Here is a 22890-nt window from a genome sequence, read left to right as displayed (position 1 = left end):
CCGGTACCGGCTGTCCCCGGCATGGTGTTTTTACGGGGACAGCGGTCAGCCGGCTAAAACTTACTGGAGGGATATTAATGTCAGAATTTAAGCAACAGGAGTTGTTCTGGAGCAGCATGTTCGATGCGGAAGATCGTCCCAGTGCAATCCCTTCGTTTCAAATGTCGGACTCAGCAATAGAGCATGATGCGCCGAGTGCACCCAACCGTATTCACAGTTCATTGAGCCCCGATGTATCCCTGCGCATCATGAAGATGACGAATAAATCGCCAATGGCCGTTTATATGGTTCTCCTGGTTGGAATCGAGTGTCTTTTGTACAAATATACGGGGGAAGAGGGCGTTATTGTAGGTGTACCGACCTTTGAAGACGAAACCGATGAAGACCTTCGTTTAGACCAAGTCATGTTAATCAAACAAAACGTAAATGCGGACAGCACGTTTAAATCCATATTTAATGAATTCAAACATAAGCTGAACGGAGCCATCTTACATCAGCACGTTCCTTTCGATAAAATGGCCGGTCCATTAAATCTGAACTACGATTCAAATCATTTGCCAATGATCCATACGATCGTATCACTAGATCAGCTGCACCCCATTCGTTTTATAGAAACGGCTGCTGCTGATACATTATTTCAGTTTTCCATAGAAAATGATTCGATTCATTTAAAGTTAACTTATAATGAACAAGCTTATGATCGCCAGTATATGATGCAAGTGATCGAACATGTAAACCGGATTTTTTCGATTTTGTTATTCCAACCCGACCTTATGATCCGCCAGCTTAATATTCTGTCAGACTCAGAGACAAATCAATTCATCGCCTATAATCAAACGGCTGCAGAGTATCCAAGAGAAAAAACGATTCATCAATTTTTGGAGGAACAAGCGGAACGTACCCCTGATCAAACGGCTGTTGTCTACGAGGATAGCCGTCTGACGTACCGTGAATTGAATGAAAGGGCGAATCAACTCGCTCGGACACTGCAATCTGAAGGCGTGCAGCCGGATCAGCCGGTCGGGATTATGGCCGAACGCTCCCTGGATATGATTGTAGGGATCTTCGGGATCTTGAAAGCCGGCGGGGCGTATGTACCGATTGACCCGGGCTATCCCGAGGAACGGGTTCGATACATATTGGAGGATTCGGATACGAAGTTGTTACTCGTGCAGAATCAATCGCAAGAGAGAGTACCTTTTACGGGAAAAGTGCTGGATATGAAAGATCCGCAAAACTTTTGTGAAGACGGGTCGAATGTAGAGCCGGCTGCTGGTCCGGATCATCTGGCCTATGTTATTTATACATCGGGTTCAACGGGCAAGCCGAAAGGGGTTATGGTTGAGCACCGGTCGGTCATCAATCGGCTGGTGTGGATGCAGGAAAAATACCCTCTCGATGAGCGGGATGCGATTCTGCAAAAAACTGCGATCACCTTTGATGTATCAGTGTGGGAACTGTTCTGGTGGACGATATCAGGTTCCAGATTGGTTCTGCTGCCAAACGGAGGAGAAAAGAATCCCGAGCTGATTTTAGATACAATTGCACAAAAAGGCGTCAGCACAATGCATTTTGTACCGGCGATGCTGCATGCCTTCCTGGAATCCATGGATCAGAAGCCAAGCGGGATGTTGAAACAAAAATTAGCGTCATTAAGACATGTGTTTGCAAGCGGGGAGGCTTTGAAGCCTGTACATGTCGCAGGCTTCAAACGCATCATCACGTCGGTGAGCCAGGCTCGAATCATCAACTTGTACGGACCGACTGAGGCAACAATTGATGTATCATACTTTGATTGCCAGACGGAAGAAACATATGCATCGATTCCGATAGGCAAACCGATTTCCAACATTCAATTGTATATATTACATGCTGATTTGGAACATATGCAGCCGATCGGTGTGGCGGGAGAACTGTGCATAGCGGGCGATGGGCTTGCAAGGGGCTACTTGAATCGTCCCGAACTGACGGCCGAGAAGTTTATAAACCATCCGATTGCATCAGGAGAACGGATATACCGGACGGGAGACTTGGCAAGATGGCTGCCGGACGGCAATATCGAGTATTTGGGCCGGATTGATCACCAGGTGAAAATCCGCGGTTACCGCATTGAAATCGGCGAAGTCGAAGGCGCTTTTTTTCAGCTGCCGGGGATCAAAGAAGCCATCGTTATCGCCCGGGAAATCGATGGGGAAACATCTTTGTGCGCCTATTATACCGCACAACATGCTTTAACTGCAGGCGAGCTCCGTGAAGAGCTGTCCCGGCAGCTTCCATCCTATATGATACCTGCGTATTTCGTTCAGCTGGAAGAGATGCCGCTTACTTTCAACGGGAAAATAGACCGTAAATCCCTTCCTTCTCCAAGAGAGAATCTTACAGGCATGAACTATGAAGCTCCTCAAACAGAACTGGAAAAAATACTGGCCGCGGTGTGGGAGTCGGTCTTAGGCTTAGAACGGGTCGGAATCTCAGATCATTTCTTCGAATTGGGGGGCGATTCCATTAAGTCGATTCAAGTGTCCTCAAGATTATACCAAGCCGGGTATAAGTTTGAAATCAAACACTTGTTTAAATACCCAACGATCTCCGAGCTTGTTCCATACGTAGAGCCGGTAACCCGAATCGCAGAACAAGGAGAAATTAAAGGCCGGGCGCTGCTGACACCGATTCAGCATTGGTTTTTTGACCAGGAATACCCGGAATTACACCATTACAATCAAGCGGTTATGCTTTATTGGAAAGAGGGACTGAATGAATCAAAGCTTCGGGACGTCATGAAGAAGATCACAGAGCATCACGATGCTTTGCGCATGGTCTATGTTCCGACAGAAGATGGATATGAAGCCCGAAATCGGGGGATCGATGAAGGTGATCTGTTCAGCCTTGAAGTGATCTCATTACGCGAAGAAAAAAATGTGTCCAAAACGATAGAAACCATTTCCAATGAGATTCAGCAATCCATTCATTTAGCTGAAGGACCGCTCATCAAACTGGGATTGTTCCGGTGTCAAGAGGGAGATCATTTGCTGATTGCAGTTCATCATCTGGTCATCGACGGCGTATCGTGGAGGATTTTACTTGAGGATATAGCGGCAGCTTATGAGCAGCTTCAAAACGGCGAAGCGATCCGGCTTCCGATGAAAACGGACTCTTACCTGTTATGGGCTGAACAGTTGAATCGTTATGCAGAAAGTCAGGAATTCGAAGCGGAAAATCAATACTGGTTCAGACAGAAACATAATCCGCAGCATACATTGCCAAAGGACAATGAACAGGAGACCGGTCTGGCCAAAGACCGGGAAACGGTCATCGTTCAATGGACCGTTGAGGAAACCGAACGTTTATTAAAAAACGCTCACCGGGCTTATTCGACCGATATGAACGATTTATTACTGACCGGTCTGGGAATTGCTATTCATCGTTGGACCGGATATGAAGACATTCTCATTGATCTTGAAGGACACGGCAGAGAGTCTATCATTCCGGATCTCGATATTTCGCGTACAGTGGGATGGTTCACAGGCCTATATCCGGTTTCGCTTCAAATCAAAGCTGATCAGGATATCACCGGGCGGATTAAAACAGTGAAAGAAATTTTGCGTCAGATCCCCCAAAAAGGAATAAGTTACGGCCTGATCAAATATTTATCCGATCACCCGAAGGCACATGAATGGACCGGACATCCGGAAATACGTTTCAATTATTTGGGTCAATTTGATCAAGATGTCCGGAACGGCAAGATAGAGGTATCCCCTTACTCAAGCGGGAAAACAGCCAGTGACAATCGTCCCTTGACCTATACACTTGATATCAACGGCATGATTTCAGACGGCCGATTGTCGCTGGCCATCAGCTATTGCGGTAAACAATATCAAAGAGAAACAATGGAAGCCTGTGCCGATCTCTTAAAAAGCAGCCTGCAGCAAGTCATCGCACATTGTGATGCTCAAGATCAAATTCACCTGACGCCAAGCGATATTTCGTTAAAAGATATAACGATCGGTGAACTGGATCAATTTGTGCAGCAAACGAGTCATCTCGGTGACATTGAAAATATATACCCATTAACCCCGATGCAGAAAGGAATGTTGTTCCACAGCTTGATCGATTCGGCTTCCGAAGCTTACTTTGAACAAGCCGCTTTTGATCTGAAAGGTTTCTTGGATATCGATGCATTCAGGATGAGTTTGGCGCATCTGGCCGAAAAATATGACATTCTTCGGACTCTTTTTTATACAGAATGGAAAGATCAGCCTTTGCAGATTGTATTCCGGCAAAAGCCGATTGAAACGGCCGTTGAAGATATTCGCAGCATGAACAGTCATCAGCGCAGCGAGTTTATTGCCGATTTTGCAAGAAGAGATAAGGCGCGGGGATTCAATCTCACCCGGGATGCTTTAATGCGCGTATCGATCCTGCGGACAGAGGAAGACCAAGCGCGGTTGATATGGAGCTTTCATCATATTTTAATGGATGGCTGGTGTTTGCCTCTTGTTACGAAAGAAGTGTTTGAAACCTATTATGCGATACTTGAGCAAAGGCAGCCGAAGCGGGGAGCCGTCACCCCATACAGCCGATATATCGAATGGCTGGATCAACAAGATCACAAGCAGGCGTCAGCCTATTGGCGCAACTATTTAGAAGGTTATGAAGGGCAGACTGTTTTGTTACAAGAACAACCTTCCGGCCAGGCGAAAGGATACGAAAAAGGTGAGCATGAGTTTCGTTTAGGAAAGCGGCTCACAGACGAAATCAAACGGGCCGCAAGCCGCCAGCAAGTCACCGTCAATACATGGATACAAACCGCATGGGGCTTATTGCTGCAAAGATACAACGGGAGTCAGGATGTCGTCTTCGGCACGGTCGTATCCGGCAGACCGGCAGAAATTCCGGGAATTGAAACCATGGTCGGTTTATTTATCAATACCATTCCCGTACGTATTCATACGCAGTCTGAAATGACAGCTGCACAAGTATTGAAAATGAACCAGGAGCGAGCACTGGCTTCTCAAAAATATGATACATTTCCGTTGTATGACATTCAGGCTCAAACTGAGCAAAAGCAGCAGTTGATCAATCATATTATGGTATTTGAGAATTACCCGGTTGAGAAACAAATAGAACATATGAAGCAGGATGACAACGCATTAGACATTCTCGATTTTCATATGGAAGAACATACTCATTACGATTTTACTTTTATCGTGATGCCGGATGGAGAAATTGACATTCGTTTTGTATACAATCGCGATGTTTATGACCAAGCAAGTGTCGAACGGATGCAGACGCATTTCATGCAAATCATGAAGCAAATGGCGGACGATCAGGAAATTCGCGTTCAAGACCTCGATATCGTAACAGCGGATGAGCGATCGCTCCTGATAGATAAGTTCAACGATACGGCGGCTGAGTATCCAAAGGAAAAGACGATTCATCAATTGTTTGAAGAACAAGCGGAGCGAACGCCGGAGCAAGCGGCGATTGTTTTTGGAGATAAGAAGCTGACGTATCGGGTAGTAAATGAACGCGCCAATCAGCTGGCCCGAACCTTGGTTGCCAAGGGACTTCAGGCCGAGGAGCTTGTCGGCATTATGGCGGAACGTTCACCGGAGATGGTGATAGGCATCCTTGCTATTTTGAAAGCCGGGGGCGTTTACGTACCGATCGATCCGGATTATCCGAAAGAACGCATCCATTATATGCTTGAGGATTCTAACGTCTCTATCTTATTATTGCAGCATCATCTTCTGGAAGGTACCGATTATCAAAGTCATACTGTCTTCCTTGACGATCCGTCATCATACGGCGCCGAAGCATCTAATCTCAATCTGAACGTGATGCCAAATCAATTAGCCTACGTTATTTATACATCAGGAACAACGGGGAATCCGAAAGGCACGCTCATTGAACATAAAAACGTGGTTCGTCTGTTATTTAACAACAAAAATGTTTTTGATTTTAATGCATCGGACACTTGGACTTTGTTTCATTCCTTCTGCTTTGATTTTTCAGTATGGGAAATGTACGGAGCGCTGCTGTATGGGGGCAAATTAGTGATTGTTCCGAAACAAATAGCAAAAAATCCGGAAAGGTATTTGCAATTGTTAAAATCGGAAGCTGTGACCATTTTAAATCAAACGCCAAGTTATTTCTACCAACTGATGCAGGAGGAGAGAGCAGATCCCGAATCCAATTTAAACATCCGAAAAATCATATTTGGCGGAGAGGCGTTAAATCCATCCTTCTTGAAAGACTGGAAGCTTAAATATCCTTTAACCCAATTAATCAATATGTACGGCATCACCGAAACCACCGTTCATGTCACATATAAAGAAATCACGGAACGGGAAATCGACGAGGGCAGAAGCAACATCGGACAACCTATTCCTACTCTGCAAGCGTATATTTTGGACGGATATCAGCACATTCAGGTAATGGGCATACCGGGCGAACTCTATGTGGCAGGAGAGGGACTGGCCAGAGGATATTTGAACCGCCCGGAATTAACGGCTGAGAAATTTGTTGAACACCCGTTTGCCGCAGGCGAAAAAATGTACAAAACGGGAGATGTCGCCCGGTGGCTGCCTGACGGCAATATCGAGTATTTGGGAAGAATTGATCATCAGGTGAAAATCCGGGGCTACCGGATTGAAATTGGCGAGGTCGAAGCGGCTTTATTGCAATCGGAATCTGTCAAAGAAGCGGTCGTCATCGCAATTGAAGAAGAGGGCTCAAAGCAGCTGTGCGCCTACTTGTCAGGAGACGATTCATTAAATACGGCGCAGCTGAAGAGCCATTTGCTGAACAAACTGCCCGCTTATATGATACCGGCTTACTTTGTCCAAATGGAGAAGATGCCGATAACCGCAAATGGAAAAATCGATCGAAAAGCTTTGCCGGCTCCTGAGGGAAATAGGCTCACCGGAACCGAATACGAAGCGCCCGGAACGTTAATTGAAAAGCAGCTGGCCGAGATATGGAAGAACATTTTAGCTCTCAGCGACCCGGGAATTAAAGATAACTTCTTTGATGTTGGCGGTCATTCGCTCAAAGTATTGCAAGTTATTCATCAAATCAACGACCGTATGGGAATCAAAATGCATTATCAAGCCGTATACGATTTTCCTACCATCGAAACAATGGCACGCGCCATTCAAGCGGCAGTTTTCGAGTCCAAGACGGATAACGTATTCGTCAAGATGAATCAGAACGGTTCAATCCCTGTGTTCTGTTTCCCGCCTTTAATCGGATACGGGCTGGTCTATAATGAAATGGCGAAAAGACTTGACGGCCGCTGCACCGTCTATGCCGCTGATTTCCTAGAAGAGCCGTCTTACGAGCAAGAGATCGTTGACCGGTATGCAGAAAGCATGATAGGCATTCAGGAACAAGAGCCCTTTGTTTTACTTGGTTACTCCTCGGGGTCGAATTTGGCTTTTGAGGTTGCCAAAGCCTTGGAGAAGCGCGGACGCATCGTATCGGACATTATGATGCTTGATTCTAAAAGAGCCGTTTCGGTGAATTATTTTTCGGAAGAGGAAACCGAAGAGATCATTCATCGGAATCTGGATATCATTCCGGATTATTATAGAGAATTATTAACCATTCCTTCCATTAAGGATAAAATCAGAAGCTATCTCACATATCACAATAAACTGATCAATTCCGGCGCGGTGAACGCCAACATTCATCATTTTCTATGCGGCGAGTTGACCGATAGAGGATGGAAGCAATCAACCGCACAGCATTACCTTGAGTACAAATTAAAAGGAGACCATGTGACGATCTTTGACCCTCACAATATTGAAGAAAATACGGATACAATTCGATCTATTATCAAAAGGATTGAAGAACGGCATCATCACGGACTTGTTCTTGAAGAACAACTGTCAATGGGATCGTTTGCGGGAGACGCAAAGTTTGACAAAATGTAAATGATCAAGTGTAAAACGCCGCTGGCCTGGTACTCAGCGGCGTTTTTATTAAAAAGGCGAGAGTCATACTCCTGTGTTCGCAAGGCTTACTCCAGAGCCGTTCTCCATGCCCAGTTGTCATCAAATGGTAAAAAAAATCATCATACATTTTAAGGAAAAAGGAGGATGTCAAGTTATTAGAAAAAAGTGTAGCGTATGTTTATAGGTACTAGCTCTATTATTGAGTTGCTTAACTGCGGAGTCTGCTTTTTACTGCCGGTACTGCAATTTGTTCTCAGGTGGTAAAAGCTCCCTAAATTTAAAGAAAAAGGAGGATCGTTAAGTTATGTGTAAAAAATGTTGGGTATGCCTATGGGTCCTTGCTTTATTATTGAGTTGCTTCACTGGGAAGTCTGCGTATGCTGCCAGCACTCCAATTGCAAAACATGTTGGGAATTCAAATCCGCTTATAGACCATCATTTGGGAGCAGATCCGTTTGCGCTGACCTATAACGGAAGAGTCTACATCTATATGTCAAGCGATGACTATGAATATAACAGCGACGGAACGATTAAGGATAATTCATTTGCCAATTTGAATAAAATATCCGTCATATCTTCAGCGGATATGGTGAACTGGACAGATCACGGAGCGATTCCCGCAGCGGGTGCCAATGGGGCGAATGGCGGCCGGGGGATTGCCAAATGGGCAGGAGCATCATGGGCCCCGTCAGCCGCGGTGAAAAAGATCAATGGTAAGGATAAATTTTTCCTTTATTTCGCAAACGGCGGCGGAGGTATCGGGGTTCTCACTGCAGACAGCCCGACCGGCCCATGGACAGATCCGATCGGAAAAGCGCTGGTAACGCCAAATACGCCAGGAATGTCCGGTGTTGTATGGCTTTTTGATCCGGCAGTATTCATAGATGATGACGGTACCGGTTACCTATATGCCGGCGGAGGCGTTCCGGGCGGTTCAAATCCAACGCAGGGGCAATGGGCCAATCCTAAAACAGCAAGAGTCATGAAATTAGGTCCTGATATGACCAGTGTTGCTGGAAGTGCATCGACCATTGATGCGCCATTTATGTTTGAAGACTCAGGGATGCATAAGTATAACGGAAAATATTACTATTCCTATTGTATCAATTTCGGGGGCGCGCACCCCGCCGATAAACCTCCAGGTGAGATTGGCTATATGACCAGCTCAAGTCCTATGGATTCTTTTTCGTATAGAGGGCACTTTCTGAAAAATCCGGGAGCATTTTTCGGAGGCGGCGGGAACAATCACCATGCTGTTTTCAATTTTAAAAACGAGTGGTATGTGGTGTATCATACTCAAACTGTCAGCTCCGCTCTTTACGGGGCCGGCAAAGGATACCGTTCTCCCCATATTAATAAGCTTGTGCATAATCCAGATGGCTCCCTGCAAGAGGTAGCGGCAAATTTTGCAGGTGTCAAACAGCTATCCAACTTGAATCCATATCACCGGGTAGAAGCGGAAACGTTTGCCTGGAACGGACGGATTTTGACAGAGGCATCCTCAGCACCCGGCGGGCCGGTCAATAATCAACATGTCACAAACATTCATAACGGAGACTGGATTGCTGTTGGAAATGCAGACTTCGGCTCAGGCGGCGCCAAGACGTTTAAAGCAAATGTAGCGTCCGCTCTTGGCGGGAAAATAGAAGTGCGGCTAGACAGTGCAAACGGTAAGCTTGTCGGAACCTTGAATGTCCCTTCGACAGGCGGAACGCAATCCTGGAGAGAAATAGAAACTGCGGTAAGCGGCGCATCCGGTGTTCACAACGTATTCTTTGTATTTACGGGAACTGGTACAGGAAACTTGTTTAATGTTGATTACTGGCAGTTTACACAAAGATAAGCAAAGGGTGACAAAGGTACGTTTTCTTTGTCCATAAACGACATATGAAGGAGAGGGAAAAATGATGTCGAGCGTAAAAAAAACAATTTGTGCATTATTGGTATGTTTCACAATGCTGTCCGTCATGCTCTTAGGACCGGGAGTTACTGAAGTTTCAGCAGCGAGTGATGCAACAGTTAATATATCTGCAGATAGACAAGTGATTCGCGGTTTTGGAGGAATGAACCACCCGGCTTGGATTGGAGACTTGACTGCAGCCCAACGGGAGACCGCTTTTGGCAATGGACAGAATCAGTTAGGTTTTTCGGTCTTAAGAATTCATGTAGATGAAAATAGAAACAATTGGTACAAGGAAGTGGAGACTGCAAAGAGTGCGATCAAACATGGAGCAATCGTTTTTGCTTCCCCTTGGAATCCGCCAAACGATATGGTTGAGACTTTCAATCATAATGGTGACACATCAGCTAAGCGGCTGAGATACGATAAGTACGCCGCATACGCGCAGCATCTTAACGATTTCGTTAATTTCATGAAGAGTAATGGTGTGAATCTGTATGCGATTTCTATGCAAAACGAGCCTGATTACGCTCACGAATGGACATGGTGGACGCCCCAAGAAATCCTGCGTTTCATGAGAGAGAATGCCGGTTCCATTAATGCCCGCGTGATTGCGCCGGAATCATTTCAATACCTGAAAAATATATCGGACCCCATTTTGAACGATCCGCAGGCGCTTAGGAATATGGATATCCTCGGAACCCACCTGTACGGCACTCAGGTCAGTCAGTTTCCTTATCCTCTTTTCAAACAAAAAGGAGGAGGGAAAGAGCTATGGATGACGGAGGTATACTATCCGAATAGTGACAACAATTCAGCGGATCGCTGGCCTGAGGCTTTAGGTGTTTCAGAGCATATTCACCATTCAATGGTAGAGGGAGATTTTCAAGCTTATGTGTGGTGGTACATCCGCAGATCATACGGCCCTATGAAAGAAGATGGAATGATCAGCAAACGCGGATACAATATGGCTCATTTCTCAAAATTTGTGCGCCCTGGCTATGTAAGGATTGATGCAACGAAAAATCCTGAACCGAATGTGTACGTGTCAGCCTATAAAGGAGACAATAAAGTCGTGATTGTTGCCATTAATAAAAATAACACAGGGGTCAACCAAAACTTTGTGTTGCAGAATGGAACTGCTTCGCAAGTATCCAGATGGGTCACGAGCAGCAGCAGCAATCTTCAGCCTGGAACCGATCTCAAAGTAACGGACAATCATTTTTGGGCCCATCTTCCGGCTCAAAGCGTGACAACATTTGTTGTAAAGCGTTAAAAACATCAGCATCGCAATAAGCCAATTTTCTTACTTGAAAAAGAAAATTGGCTTATTTTCTGTGGGATAGAAGTGTTGATTTTTTTAACGATACACAGACATTGGGTATAATAATGACAATGACTTCAAGGAGTGATCAATATATGTCACGGCTTCACAGCAAAGTATTAATCATAGACGACGAAAAAGAAATTTTGGAACTGATCAAAACCGTATTAATAAGAGAAGGCATTGATCGCGTGATCACCGCTTCGACTGCCAGTGACGGATTGGCTCAATTTCATCAAGAAAATCCCGATCTTGTGATATTGGATATCATGCTGCCAGACGGTGAAGGCTATGATATCTGCAAGCAAATAAGAGACATTTCACACGTTCCTATTATCTTTTTGTCTGCAAAGGGGGAGGAAACGGATAAAATTGTAGGACTTGCCATCGGCGGGGACGACTACATTACAAAACCCTTCAGCCCTAAGGAAGTTGCATACCGGGTCAAAGCGCAGCTGAGACGGGTCTCTTACTTACAGCCTTCTCAAACCGGAACCGTGATAAAAAAAGGGCCATTTGAATTAAACCAACAACAAGCCGAGCTCACCAAAAATGAAGCGGCTATTGAGTTAACACCTAAAGAACTTATGCTTATGACCTATTTTCTGCAGCATCCCAATCGGGTGATCAGTAAAGAAACACTCTATCAAGCTGTATGGGGAGAAGATTTCTTCGGTTCTGACAACACGGTGATGGTTCATATACGCAGGCTCCGTGAGAAAATAGAAAACACCCCATCAAAACCAGACTTTCTCGTCACTGTGAAAGGGTTAGGCTACAAATTTGTTGTAAAGGATGCGTAAGGATGAATTGGCGATTAACAGGCAGGTATATGGTCTCTGTCATTATCGTGACCATCATTACAGTCTTCATTAATTTATTTATTTTTATGTTTTGGCTCGTTTTCCAGGCGAACAGCCAACATGACGAAGAAAGTACACCGGAAACTTTCACAAGATCATTCCGACAATATGTCACGTTATCGAACAATGGTATCACAGTAAACAAAGAGGGCCAAAAAGCTTTAAAAGAGCAGAATGCATGGATTCAAATATTAGATGAAAACGGACAGGATGTTTATCATGATAGAGAACCTAAAGGACTGAAGAAAAAATATACGCCTATTGAAATTGTAAATTTACATAAATATAAGGATGAACGATTATTATCAACCATTTACGCCGGCGGAAAAAAAGTAAACGGCAAGGAGTACAGTTACTTTATAGGGTTTAAAAATCCCTCTCTCGGAAAGTATGTCCTCTCATATGATACCAAGGAATTTGTGACGAAGTTCAATGCAGGGACCATCATATTATTATCAATAGATGCATTGATCGCGTTACTCATTGGCTATCTATTCAGCCGGCAGCTCACAAAACCGCTCGGCCGTGTCATTCAAGGAATCCAGCGGTTAGCTAATGGAGATTATACGATCAAAATGAAATCCAAAGGCATTTATAAAGATGTCTTCTATAATGTCAATCACTTATCGGAACAACTATCTTCAAGCAAAAAAGAAAAAGATAAATTAGAGCAAATGCGTGAAGAGTGGATCAGTCATATTTCTCATGACATTAAAACACCATTAGCATCTATTCAGGGCTATGCAGAAATCATCCAAGATCCAAATTACCATCTCACAGTCGAACAGATCAGAGAGTACGCCCAGATCATTGAGAGTAAATCCCTCTATATGAAAGATGTGATGGAAGATTTAAATTTAACGACAAGGCTGAAAAACAACGATGTGATGTTACATACAGAGCAGGTAAACCTTGTATCGCTGCTGCGGGAAACGTTAATTGATATGTTAAACGATTCTAGATATGCGGATAAGTCCATTGAACTTCAAACGAACCTGGAAAAGCTGATGCTGAACCTTGATGCGATATTGATTCGGAGAGCGGTCACGAATCTCATTTTAAATGCCCTCGTTCACAATGATCCTGATGTGAAGATCGTTGTACAGCTTGAACAAAAAGAACGGACTCATGTGACAATTAAGGACAACGGCAAAGGGATAGAAGAAGAGGAGCTGGAAAAAGTGTTTGATCGCTATTACAGGGGCACAAATACAGGAACGACGCATGCAGGCTCTGGTCTTGGAATGGCCATAGCAAAGGATATTATCCAAAAGCACGGAGGGGACATCACCATTCAAAGCACCGCGGGAGAAGGGACAACGATAGATATACAATTATCATAATGGCTATACAAAAAAACGGTTCTGTTGATTAATTACAGAACCGTTTTTTCCTATTGTTCCGAAAACACTTTGATTCCTTTGACAATGTTCCAAATGAAAAAGTAGATCGCCACAAGGAATGTAACAGCATACGTCGCAAGCAGGAAAGGCCCGGCGTGCCTGATGTCATTCATACCAAGTAAACCTGAAGCGATGATGCCAATTACAAAAATCAAATAAGGAATCAGATGCGTCCATAAAGATTTTTTCGCATGATATTTCACATCGTCCTGACCTAAGAAATAGACGATAATCGGAAACAGAAACGGCGCAAAAAATATACTGAAGTAACATAATGAAGACAAAATTTTATTTTCTCTCAAACCTTTTCACCTCTATGATTTATTGAAGGGGGAATTCTTCTGGCTGAATCCCTCACTGAAGTACAATCTTATTGTACAACTCCAACCTTAACCCGTATTAATCCGAACCTTACATCAACCTTACATTAACAAGGACGGGCAAGGGCTCGTCTTCTTACAGCAATCATAAGATTCAATGCCATATTGAGACTCATCACATTCAGCGTGTCTACGTTGGAAATACATTTAATTTTTCGATTCGATTGAAAAATGACGTGTAAAGTCCCGATTCAGTCCGATTTTCTTTGTACTATATGTGTCAAGTGTGTCTTATTCAATAGAGATAGAGCAAATTGACAGGCTTTTACACCTCCTAAAAACAAGAAATTAGGTTGATAGACAATCATGAGAAAGATTTTTACAATGAGTTCGAGCTCATAAGAAAGAGCCAAAATGATGCGAAGGAGGAAAAGATCAGATATGAAACGGTCAATTTCTATTTTTATTACGTGTTTATTGATTACGGTATTGACAATGAGCGGCTTGCCAGCTTCACCGGCATCAGCAGCAGGGACAAAAACGCCAGTAGCCAAGAATGGTCAGCTTAGCATAAAAGGTACACAGCTCGTAAACCGAGACGGCAAAGCGGTACAGCTGAAAGGGATCAGCTCACACGGATTGCAATGGTATGGCGATTTCGTCAATAAAGACAGCTTAAAATGGCTGAGAGACGATTGGGGCATCACCGTTTTCCGCGCGGCAATGTATACGGCAGACGGCGGTTATATTGACAACCCGTCTGTGAAAAACAAAGTGAAAGAAGCAGTTGAAACAGCAAAAGAACTTGGGATATATGTCATCATTGACTGGCATATCTTAAATGACGGCAATCCAAACCAAAATAAAGAGAAGGCAAAAGAATTTTTCAAGGAGATGTCAAGTCTTTACGGAAACACGCCAAACGTCATTTATGAAATTGCAAATGAACCAAACGGTGACGTGAACTGGAAGCGTGATATTAAACCGTATGCGGAAGAAGTGATTTCCGTTATCCGCAAAAATGACCCCGACAATCCCATCATTGTCGGAACCGGTACATGGAGCCAGGATGTGAATGATGCTGCCGATGACCAGCTAAAAGATGCAAACGTCATGTACGCGCTTCATTTTTATGCCGGCACACACGGCCAATCTTTACGGGATAAAGCAAACTATGCACTCAGTAAAGGAGCGCCTATTTTCGTGACGGAATGGGGAACAAGCGACGCGTCTGGAAATGGCGGTGTATTCCTTGACCAGTCGCGGGAATGGCTGAATTATCTCGACAGCAAGAAAATCAGCTGGGTGAACTGGAATCTTTCTGATAAGCAGGAATCATCCTCAGCGTTAAAGCCTGGAGCATCTAAAACAGGCGGCTGGCCGCTGTCAGATTTAACTGCTTCAGGAACCTTCGTAAGAGAAAACATTCGCGGCAACAAAGATTCAACGAAGGACGGCCCTGAAACGCCAGCACAAGATAATCCCACACAGGAAAAAGGCGTTCCTGTACAATACAAAGCAGGGGATGGGAGTGTGAACAGCAATCAAATCCGCATGCAGCTTCACATAAAAAATAACGGGAATACCAAGGTTGATTTAAAAGGTGTCACTGCCCGTTACTGGTATAACGCGAAAAACAAAGGCCAAAACTTTGACTGTGACTACGCGCAGATTGGATGCGGTAATCTGACCCACAAATTTGTGACGCTGCATAAACCTAAGCAAGGTGCAGATACCTATCTGGAACTGGGGTTTAAAACAGGAACACTGTCACCGGGAGCAAGCACAGGGAATATTCAGCTTCGTCTTCACAATGATGACTGGAGCAATTATGCACAAAGCGGCGATTATTCCTTTTTCCAATCAAATACATTTAAAACAACGAAAAAAATCACATTATATCATCAAGGAAAACTGATTTGGGGTACAGAACCCAATTAGTTAAGCTTTAGGCGGACATCATAACGATGTCCGCTTTTATCATCTTAAACAGCAATACAAGGAGGTTTACGTGGCGGATGAAACTCTGAAACAGTATATGAGCCTGTACAAATGTTGTTAGCAATCTCAAGAAAGCCAAGGAGTAGATATGATTCACTGAACATATGATGTAATGAAAAGCGTTTGTAGCGCAATGTGTGTATTTCACATCCGCCACTTTTATTACTTAAGGGGGAACAAGAGAATGAAAAAGTATGACGCATTTCCAGAGCCAATTGGCGGCTATACTGTCGGCCGAACCCAGATGGATTTTGAGTACACGGCATCAGATCATGCAAAAAGAGAACTGACGGCGTTTGTGTACTATCCGTCCGACAGCAGCGAAGGGAAGACTACATCAGCGTACATGTTTCCTGAAGTCTGCGAAATGCTTGATGAGCAGACGCTTCTCACTGCGTTGAAGGATGCTTACTCTATAGATATCAAGACCCAATGTTACGACGGCCTTGCTCTCTCCGGGATGGAAAAACGCTATCCAGTGTTATTTTATGTTTGCGGCGGGGGCGGTTCTCCAGAATGGGGTACAGTGATCTGTACAGACTTGGCAAGCATGGGATATGTTGTGGTAAGCATCGGCCATCAGAATAGCACGATGTATAAGCGTAAAGATGGGCGCCTGTTTAATATATCAAAGGATTTTTCGGATGTTATTATGGCGTTTTCTGAAGATCCGGAGATGATGGCGTTGGCTGGTAAGATGGAGATGCGTCCTGACGACGAAACTGCCATTGAGATGTGCCAAAACGTGCTTACACTGCCGATACTTTACAAGTTAACAAAGTATAGTGAATTACAGGCAGAAGATGTAAGGTATGCAGCCGATTATCTTGTCAAATTGGACTCTGGAGAGCTGAATTCCATCTTTAAGGGCAGATTGTTGCTTGACATCGGTATTGGCATAGTCGGACATTCTTATGGAGGGGCTACGACGGCGATTGTTTGCCGGGACGACGACCGGTTCGCCTGCGGGATTGGCTTGGACAGCGGTGCGTTCGGCCTTCAGGGCAGCGACATCAAGAAACCCTTCTTGCTGCTGTTTTCTGAACCGAACTATAACATGAATGCGATCATTGGCGCTAACAATAGCATGGATACCTATTATTTCTCTGTTGATCGTGCTGCGCATTTAGATTACTGCGACATCGTGTTTACCAGTGTGAATGAGGAACTTAGAGGCGAACGGGATGCCATGGAGATGCGAAATCTTGTTACAGACTATACGAAGAACTTTTTTGATCATTACATACTGCAGAAGGCTGCAAGTGTGGAAAGTCTGGCATACGATGGCGTGGACTTGATCAAGAAGACCAGCAACAAGTGACATAACCGATTAAAATACTCAAACTAAAACCTTTATGACCAATTTAATTTATTAAGGACGTAGAGGTTTTTTAATATTACACTACAATAAGGGAATGCTGTTAGAATAGATCTACTTTTATATTCTCTTCACAATTCCTAGTTTACATAATATATATTCTAGGAAGTTAAATCTTTAATGAAAATTCTGTCTCGTTATCTTAAGTATACTTAGTTGATGAGACAGAATTAAAAAATAGGATGTATTACGATTTGTATTTATTTCTCACTGCTTTACATAGACCCAGATCAATCCCGGAAGAGTTTCTGCTTTTGCTGGCGACACAGAAACCAATAATGCTCCAGCAATTACAGCCGCACCGGCTATTTTTTTAATTTTACTTTTAAACATTAATATTGCCCCCTTATGATTTTTATAATGAATTTTATCCGAATAAGATCTCTTCTTTTTTGAAAGCGTACACAAAAATAAAATCATGTCTAGTAATACTCCGACGATTTTTTCGCATCGGCTCCCCACATATGAGCTGAGCAAGTATGACAGCCGCCAGCCCGAGCACTGCCGCGAAATAAAATCCGGCTCTGAGCCCCAGCCAATCATTAAAAAATCCCTCGGCCAAAGGTCCTCCGAAAATACCGAGTGCATAAAGCGCCTGGTATGCCCCCATCGATGTTGCTCTCATGTCTTCCGGAACAGACTCAATCGACATTCCAAGCAGCAAAGCCAAAATAATGCCGAGTGAAAAACCTATTAAAACCTGAACCACATAAAGCGCCAGCGGGCTGACGGTAAAAGGAATGATAAAAATAAAAAGGCTGCGAGTAAATAAAACAGCTTTAATGTTACCCGTTTCCGCACCTGCGAACTAATGTTCCTATCACTAGCGGAGTCAGTGCGTGCAGAGTCATAAACGAAAAGACAACAAGCTGATTTCTTTCTCACTGACACCTATACGCAGCGCATATGCCGTTGTGAAGCCAAACATTTTCGTAAAAATCATGTCATGGGCTAAAATGGATAAAAACGAGATTTTCAGCAAGGACATATGCCCGGCTGCCTTCACCATACCGCTCAATGTAACAGGTATCTTTGCGGTCGTTTTCATTTCGCGAATCATGAAAGACAGGCAAAGACTGGCAAGACCGAGGCTGCGTCCCATCCTCATTCACTGACAACATAACCGCTCATGCCCCTCCCTGACAGCTGGGCTAACACGAGAATAAATGAGATCCAGCGCATGAATCCTTTCGTGTCATCCGCCGCAAAATAGCTCGCAAATAAAATGGTGAATATAACCCATGTAGATGAGAAAAAGCCGCCTGATGAACAGACGGCTCTGCAGCTTGTTATTTGCTTCGGTTACCTGCGGAAGCATGAGTGATCCGATAATGCACAGTTAAAAATTTCAGTCCGAACAGCCACATATGATGAACGGCCTTCAGGCTGGTTTCGCTCTGGGCTGAAATAAGAAATGTCTCTGCCAGCGGAAGATGACACGCCCCCCATTTCGTCTGCAGATAAATCCCTTCATCACCCGCTCCGCTTTTTCGCCGTCTGCTTGTCAAAACAAGATTCTGCTTACGCGCATAAGGTTTTAAAATGCCCGTCATTTGGCCGTACGGCAGCGGGAGAGAGATATTCATGTATCCTTCCCCTTTTGCCCTGTACGCTGAATACAGCGCAGTAAAAACGGTTTTCTGCTTTTCATTTGTTCTGATCCACGCACGGACATTTTTTCTGCCGTCTTTGTCAGAGTCAACGCCTATGATATCACTGTGCATAATATACCAATCCGGATTCATGGACAGGTGAATCTGCCCCGCTCTTCTGCTGAACGGCTCGTACACGCGCGCGAACGGACGAAACCATCTGCTCCACGTCACTTTTGCCATGATGTCATAATCAATTGTCTCTTCATAAAAGGAAATAACGGCCGGCGCCAGTTTTTCAATTGAAAAGTCTTCAGAATGCAGTTCTCTCATCTGATTCAGAAGGCCGGTATAATGGATGTCATTTGCTGCATGAATATCAGTCAAAAATTCTTTGCCTATCGTTCTCTTCCCGTAAATACGGCTGAACGTTCTATCACTGCCCTCATCAAACGGTCTCGGATTTTCCAACCTCCACCCCGCCAAAGCCGGCAGGATAACGCCGAATGCATTGACGGCCCCGTGAATCCAAATCATCTGGCTGATCGTGAGCGTTGCCTCCTCGCGGTAGACACCGTACGAATATATCAAAGAAAAAGCAATTGTGATCATTAACACAGCCGAAGAACTCCTGATCAAGATCCTGCCTGTTTTCGTAACAAACGGCGCCTTAAAGACGAGATATGCATTTACATACAGACCCGCCAGATACAGAGCGACAGCAATCACATCAAGTGTCTTTGAAAATGTAATCCCCAAGGCAATAAGGATCGGCGAAATCAAAATAATGACCGTGCTCCACTGGTAAAGTTCGCGTTTCTCCCGTATGATCCTGCCAAGCAATCCGTTAAAGATCGGAATGAGGAAAGCGGAATAGTGAAAGTGCACCGCCGTCAGCAGAACGATAAGCGGGCCGAAATTCATGACGGGAATCTCAAGGACATATGCGAAGAACCAGAATCCGCCCCCGGCCAAATAAATGAAACCCGCCATAACAGACATCTCTTCTGTTCTGTGAATATTTGTTTTCATCAGCCGCCGGACAGCATACAGTGCCAGCCCAAGCGTATAAATGAGCCACACAAAGGCAAAAAAACTGAAGTCTGTGACAAGCGCAAGCACCGCACATAAAGCGGCAACAGGATAACTCCGTAATAACACATTCTCTAAGGTCTTTGACGGCCGAAAAGCAAAATCGAATACAGCGGGAACGAAAAAAAGTACAGAAAATAAAACAAACGTCTCAGCAGCTGATATATGCGGAGCTTCAGCCGCCGCAAATCCCAAAAAGCAAATCACGCTTACCATGAGATAACGCTTCAGCATGTTTCTCCCTCTGTTTCCCGGAAAGTCCCCCGGTAAGAGAAAAGCGTGCCGAGTATCCGGTTTTTCACATGAACCTTTATGCTGAAGCAATTCATTTCCTCATCATAAGCCTCATAAACGGTTGAACTGCCGCACAGCCATGCCGGAAGCGGGATTTTCTTTCCGCCTATCAGGAGCCACTGCCTTCCGGATGTAATAACAAGCCCTCCGTCTGAAGACGCTTCTAAATGCAGTTCAGACAGTAGGATGTGAGGTTTGCCGAAGTAATCAAGAATTCTGTTTTCCCGCTCATCATATTCCATGACCGCATCAAAAAAACGCGTTTTGCCTTTAAAGAAAAAGGTACGATTCCATTCTACGCCATTTTGCCTGTTTTTGTTTTCGATAGTGAAAGGGATATCGTTTCCCCTCTCTGAGAAAAAACATCTGAAAAAAACACCTGTCTTTAAAAGCATTCTGACAAGAAAAGAACCTCCCTTTATTTCTGACATAACGCCTTCTCCGCAAAACGTGCGTGATCCGTCAAATCTGTACCGTTTCTGCAGCATCGGGTGCAGTGATTGATAATGAGTAATCGCTTTTTCATACATTGAATCCGTCATTTCACTTCTCTCTTTCGTTTTGTATGCCAGGCGCTCGGCAGCTTGAGCTTAAGAATCATGCCGGCTATTGTAAGTACTCCTAATGAGATCACGAATCCGCCGTCGGAATATAGCAGTGCCGTTACACAAAAGAAGACTGACTGCCCGGTGTGAATCAGCCACTTTCTCCGCATGGGAAGCAGCCATAATACCCCTAACCCTGTCTCCAGCGCTCCCCTCACGATCTCTGCATCGGCACAGCCATCATGAAAGCCTTGAAAAAACCAATACAGACTGAATACGAGACACATAAAGACATAGACAAATCCGAAACGGACTGATATCTTCGGATGTCTGTTTTGTTCTATCCAAAGCCGCAACGCATCAAAGCTCCATGCGGTAGCCCAGCTTAGCAGAGGACGAAATAAAAAACGGTCTATCCAACTTCCCGGCAGACCGCGGGCCGTTTCATATTGATATTGAGTCAAAAATGCGGTTTGTCCGTCATCCCGCTCTATATACTTCCAGTAGCCCCTGCCTTCTTTTATAAGTGACAGCGGATGAGCAGAGGCAAAAGCGAGTGAAGACACTCTTTCTGACGAGCGAGACCTTATGTCACCTATTGATTCGCCCGTGCCGGATACCTTCAGCCCAAAACCGATTCGTGTTTCATATAGAAATCTCTGCGGTTCATCTGGCAGCCTATGAAGATATGTAATGTCAGAAAAACGCAGATCCCATTCCTTATGAAGATGCGGGTTTTGCGTATATTCCCAAAGCGTTTCTATATCAGATGCAATATTGATTTCGACATATATCGGCTTCTGTTTCATGCCCCCTCCTCTTCCCTTCTTTTGTAAACAATTCCTATATTATCATAGGAACAGATCAAGCGGCAGAACGAAAAGGCCATCCCGTTATCGGCAGGACAGCCTCAGTGGCTTTGATGACTTATGAATAAGGTATCGTGTCTTTTTTATCTTCAGAAGCGGGTTGAATGATAATCGGACGCACGAAACGGATTACCGCAGCCGAGGCCAAAACGGCTAATCCGCCTGCAAGCAAAAACGCCCCCGAGAATGATCCGCTTTTATCCGCGATAAAGCCGGTTAAAGCAGGCCCGATAATACCGGCCGTGTTTGCAAGAAAATGCATAAAGCCGCCGACTGACCCGACATTCCTTTGATCAACCACATCATGAATGACCGCCCAATAGATAGAGCCCGTTATATATAAAAAGAAGACTGATAAAGCAACGAGAATAACGGCACTTACGGTAGTGGTAACAAGTCCGGCAAATCCGATCAGTACAGCGGAGGCGAACAGACAAGTGACAAGAATGACTTTCCGTGAGAACAAAACCCCTTTTCCGGCGGTTTTTTTGAATACATAATCAGAAATCATTCCGCCTGCCGCCAAACCGATAAATCCAAGAATCCAGGGAATAACAGTCACCACGCTCATAAATTCAACACTTAAACCGCGTTCCTTCACCAGATAGCTCGGAAACCATGTTAAGAAGAAAAATAAAATGTAATTGTAGGCGAAAAAGGCAAAAGCCGTGAAGAGAACCGTTTTTTGTTTCAAATAAAAGGTCATCGGGATATGCTGCTCATGCGACTGAATCTTCGCTTTCATTGCCGGGGCGTCTTCCGTCGGCGCCGGCCGTTCTTTTACAAATTTAAACCAGATGACCACCCAGACTAAACCGATGATCATGATCAGGACAAAGGAAACCTTCCAGCTGAACGCCACAGCAATCATCCCGACAATCGGGCCGGAGATCGCTCCGCCGAGCGGCGTGCCGCTGTTTGTCAGGCCGATGACCGTGGCGCGCTGAGACGGAGGAAACCAATTGTTGACCATTTTGCTTATGGCAGCCGACAGCGGCCCCTCCCCCATACCGAATAAAACACGGATAATCAAAAGACTTACAAATCCGAAAGCAAGCGCAACCGCTCCGCTGAAAAGAGACCAAACGATCATCGCCGTACACAATGTCAATTTAGCCCCGTACCGGTCAGATGCAACACCGCCTAGAAAGTTAAACACAGCGTATCCGACAGAAAAACTGCTGAAAATCAGCCCCATTTGGGTTGCCGACAATGTGAGATCCTGCTGTATGAACGGCGCTGCAATAGACAGCGCTGAGCGGTCTAAATAGTTAATCACCCCGGCTGAAAATAAAAGAAGAATAATAGGGAATCTATCCTTTGAGAACATAAAATCCCCCTCTCATCATTT

The 22890-nt window shown here is 44.6% G+C and carries 15 protein-coding genes; 8 read left to right on the top strand and 7 right to left on the bottom strand.

Features of this window, described 5'->3' with window-relative positions; all coding sequences use genetic code 11:
- Nucleotides 1-77 precede the first annotated feature (77 nt).
- From bamC to SB724_RS04745, 5 genes are all read left to right on the top strand, one after another.
- Nucleotides 78-7937, top strand: coding sequence for a bacillomycin D non-ribosomal peptide synthetase BamC (gene bamC, locus SB724_RS04765; protein WP_410570256.1), 7860 nt, complete (start codon nt 78-80; stop codon nt 7935-7937).
- A 325-nt stretch (nt 7938-8262) separates the two neighbouring features.
- The gene (locus tag SB724_RS04760; RefSeq protein WP_410570254.1) at nt 8263-9801 is read left to right on the top strand and encodes a glycoside hydrolase family 43 protein; all 1539 of its coding nucleotides are present in this window, start codon (nt 8263-8265) and stop codon (nt 9799-9801) included.
- A gap of 61 nt (nt 9802-9862) precedes the next feature.
- Nucleotides 9863-11134 (top strand): glucuronoarabinoxylan endo-1,4-beta-xylanase XynC, encoded by a 1272-nt coding sequence (gene xynC, locus SB724_RS04755; protein ID WP_410570252.1) that lies wholly within the window; start codon nt 9863-9865, stop codon nt 11132-11134.
- 143 nt (nt 11135-11277) lie between these two features.
- Nucleotides 11278-11985, top strand: a complete 708-nt coding sequence (locus SB724_RS04750; protein WP_410570250.1) for a response regulator transcription factor — start codon at nt 11278-11280, stop codon at nt 11983-11985.
- Between the two features lie 2 nt (nt 11986-11987).
- Nucleotides 11988-13388 carry a sensor histidine kinase gene (locus SB724_RS04745; protein ID WP_319464976.1) on the top strand — a complete coding sequence of 467 codons (1401 nt, stop codon included), beginning with the start codon at nt 11988-11990 and terminating at the stop codon, nt 13386-13388.
- Between the two features lie 50 nt (nt 13389-13438).
- Here the strand turns inward: SB724_RS04745 and SB724_RS04740 are convergent, their stop codons facing one another.
- The gene (locus tag SB724_RS04740) at nt 13439-13750 is read right to left on the bottom strand and encodes a magnetosome magnetite crystal formation protein family (RefSeq protein WP_014418041.1); all 312 of its coding nucleotides are present in this window, start codon (nt 13748-13750) and stop codon (nt 13439-13441) included.
- Between the two features lie 459 nt (nt 13751-14209).
- Here SB724_RS04740 and SB724_RS04735 point away from each other — a divergent pair, with 459 nt between their 5' ends.
- Both SB724_RS04735 and SB724_RS04730 read left to right on the top strand, forming a co-directional pair.
- Nucleotides 14210-15709, top strand: a complete 1500-nt coding sequence (locus SB724_RS04735) for a cellulase family glycosylhydrolase (protein WP_410570247.1) — start codon at nt 14210-14212, stop codon at nt 15707-15709.
- Between the two features lie 244 nt (nt 15710-15953).
- Entirely contained in the window at nt 15954-17090 is a 1137-nt protein-coding gene (locus tag SB724_RS04730; RefSeq protein WP_410570245.1) for an alpha/beta hydrolase, read from the top strand.
- A gap of 264 nt (nt 17091-17354) precedes the next feature.
- On the opposite strand, the gene SB724_RS04725 is transcribed toward SB724_RS04730, so the two are convergent.
- Entirely contained in the window at nt 17355-17480 is a 126-nt protein-coding gene (locus tag SB724_RS04725) for a hypothetical protein (RefSeq protein WP_410570243.1), read from the bottom strand.
- Nucleotides 17481-17514: 34 nt separating this feature from the next.
- Complete coding sequence (locus SB724_RS04720) at nt 17515-17931, bottom strand: MFS transporter (protein WP_410570540.1); 417 nt, start codon at nt 17929-17931, stop codon at nt 17515-17517.
- A gap of 55 nt (nt 17932-17986) precedes the next feature.
- Here SB724_RS04720 and SB724_RS04715 point away from each other — a divergent pair, with 55 nt between their 5' ends.
- Nucleotides 17987-18262 carry a hypothetical protein gene (locus tag SB724_RS04715; protein WP_410570241.1) on the top strand — a complete coding sequence of 92 codons (276 nt, stop codon included), beginning with the start codon at nt 17987-17989 and terminating at the stop codon, nt 18260-18262.
- A 174-nt stretch (nt 18263-18436) separates the two neighbouring features.
- Here the strand turns inward: SB724_RS04715 and SB724_RS04710 are convergent, their stop codons facing one another.
- The 4 genes from SB724_RS04710 to SB724_RS04695 form a co-directional block, all read right to left on the bottom strand.
- Entirely contained in the window at nt 18437-20065 is a 1629-nt protein-coding gene (locus tag SB724_RS04710) for a YndJ family protein (RefSeq protein ID WP_410570239.1), read from the bottom strand.
- Nucleotides 20059-20667, bottom strand: coding sequence for a DUF4166 domain-containing protein (locus SB724_RS04705; protein ID WP_043867165.1), 609 nt, complete (start codon nt 20665-20667; stop codon nt 20059-20061). Before SB724_RS04705 ends, SB724_RS04710 begins: the two co-directional genes overlap by 7 nt.
- Nucleotides 20664-21479, bottom strand: coding sequence for a hypothetical protein (locus SB724_RS04700; protein WP_410570237.1), 816 nt, complete (start codon nt 21477-21479; stop codon nt 20664-20666). Before SB724_RS04700 ends, SB724_RS04705 begins: the two co-directional genes overlap by 4 nt.
- A gap of 118 nt (nt 21480-21597) precedes the next feature.
- Nucleotides 21598-22869: an MFS transporter gene (locus tag SB724_RS04695; RefSeq protein ID WP_410570235.1), complete on the bottom strand. Its 1272-nt coding sequence runs from the start codon at nt 22867-22869 to the stop codon at nt 21598-21600.
- Nucleotides 22870-22890 lie beyond the last annotated feature (21 nt).

It is taken from the genome of Bacillus sp. SIMBA_031 (assembly GCF_046535225.1).
Taxonomy (GTDB): Bacteria; Bacillota; Bacilli; order Bacillales; family Bacillaceae; genus Bacillus; species Bacillus velezensis.
This window is presented reverse-complemented; position numbering and strand designations above follow the sequence as displayed.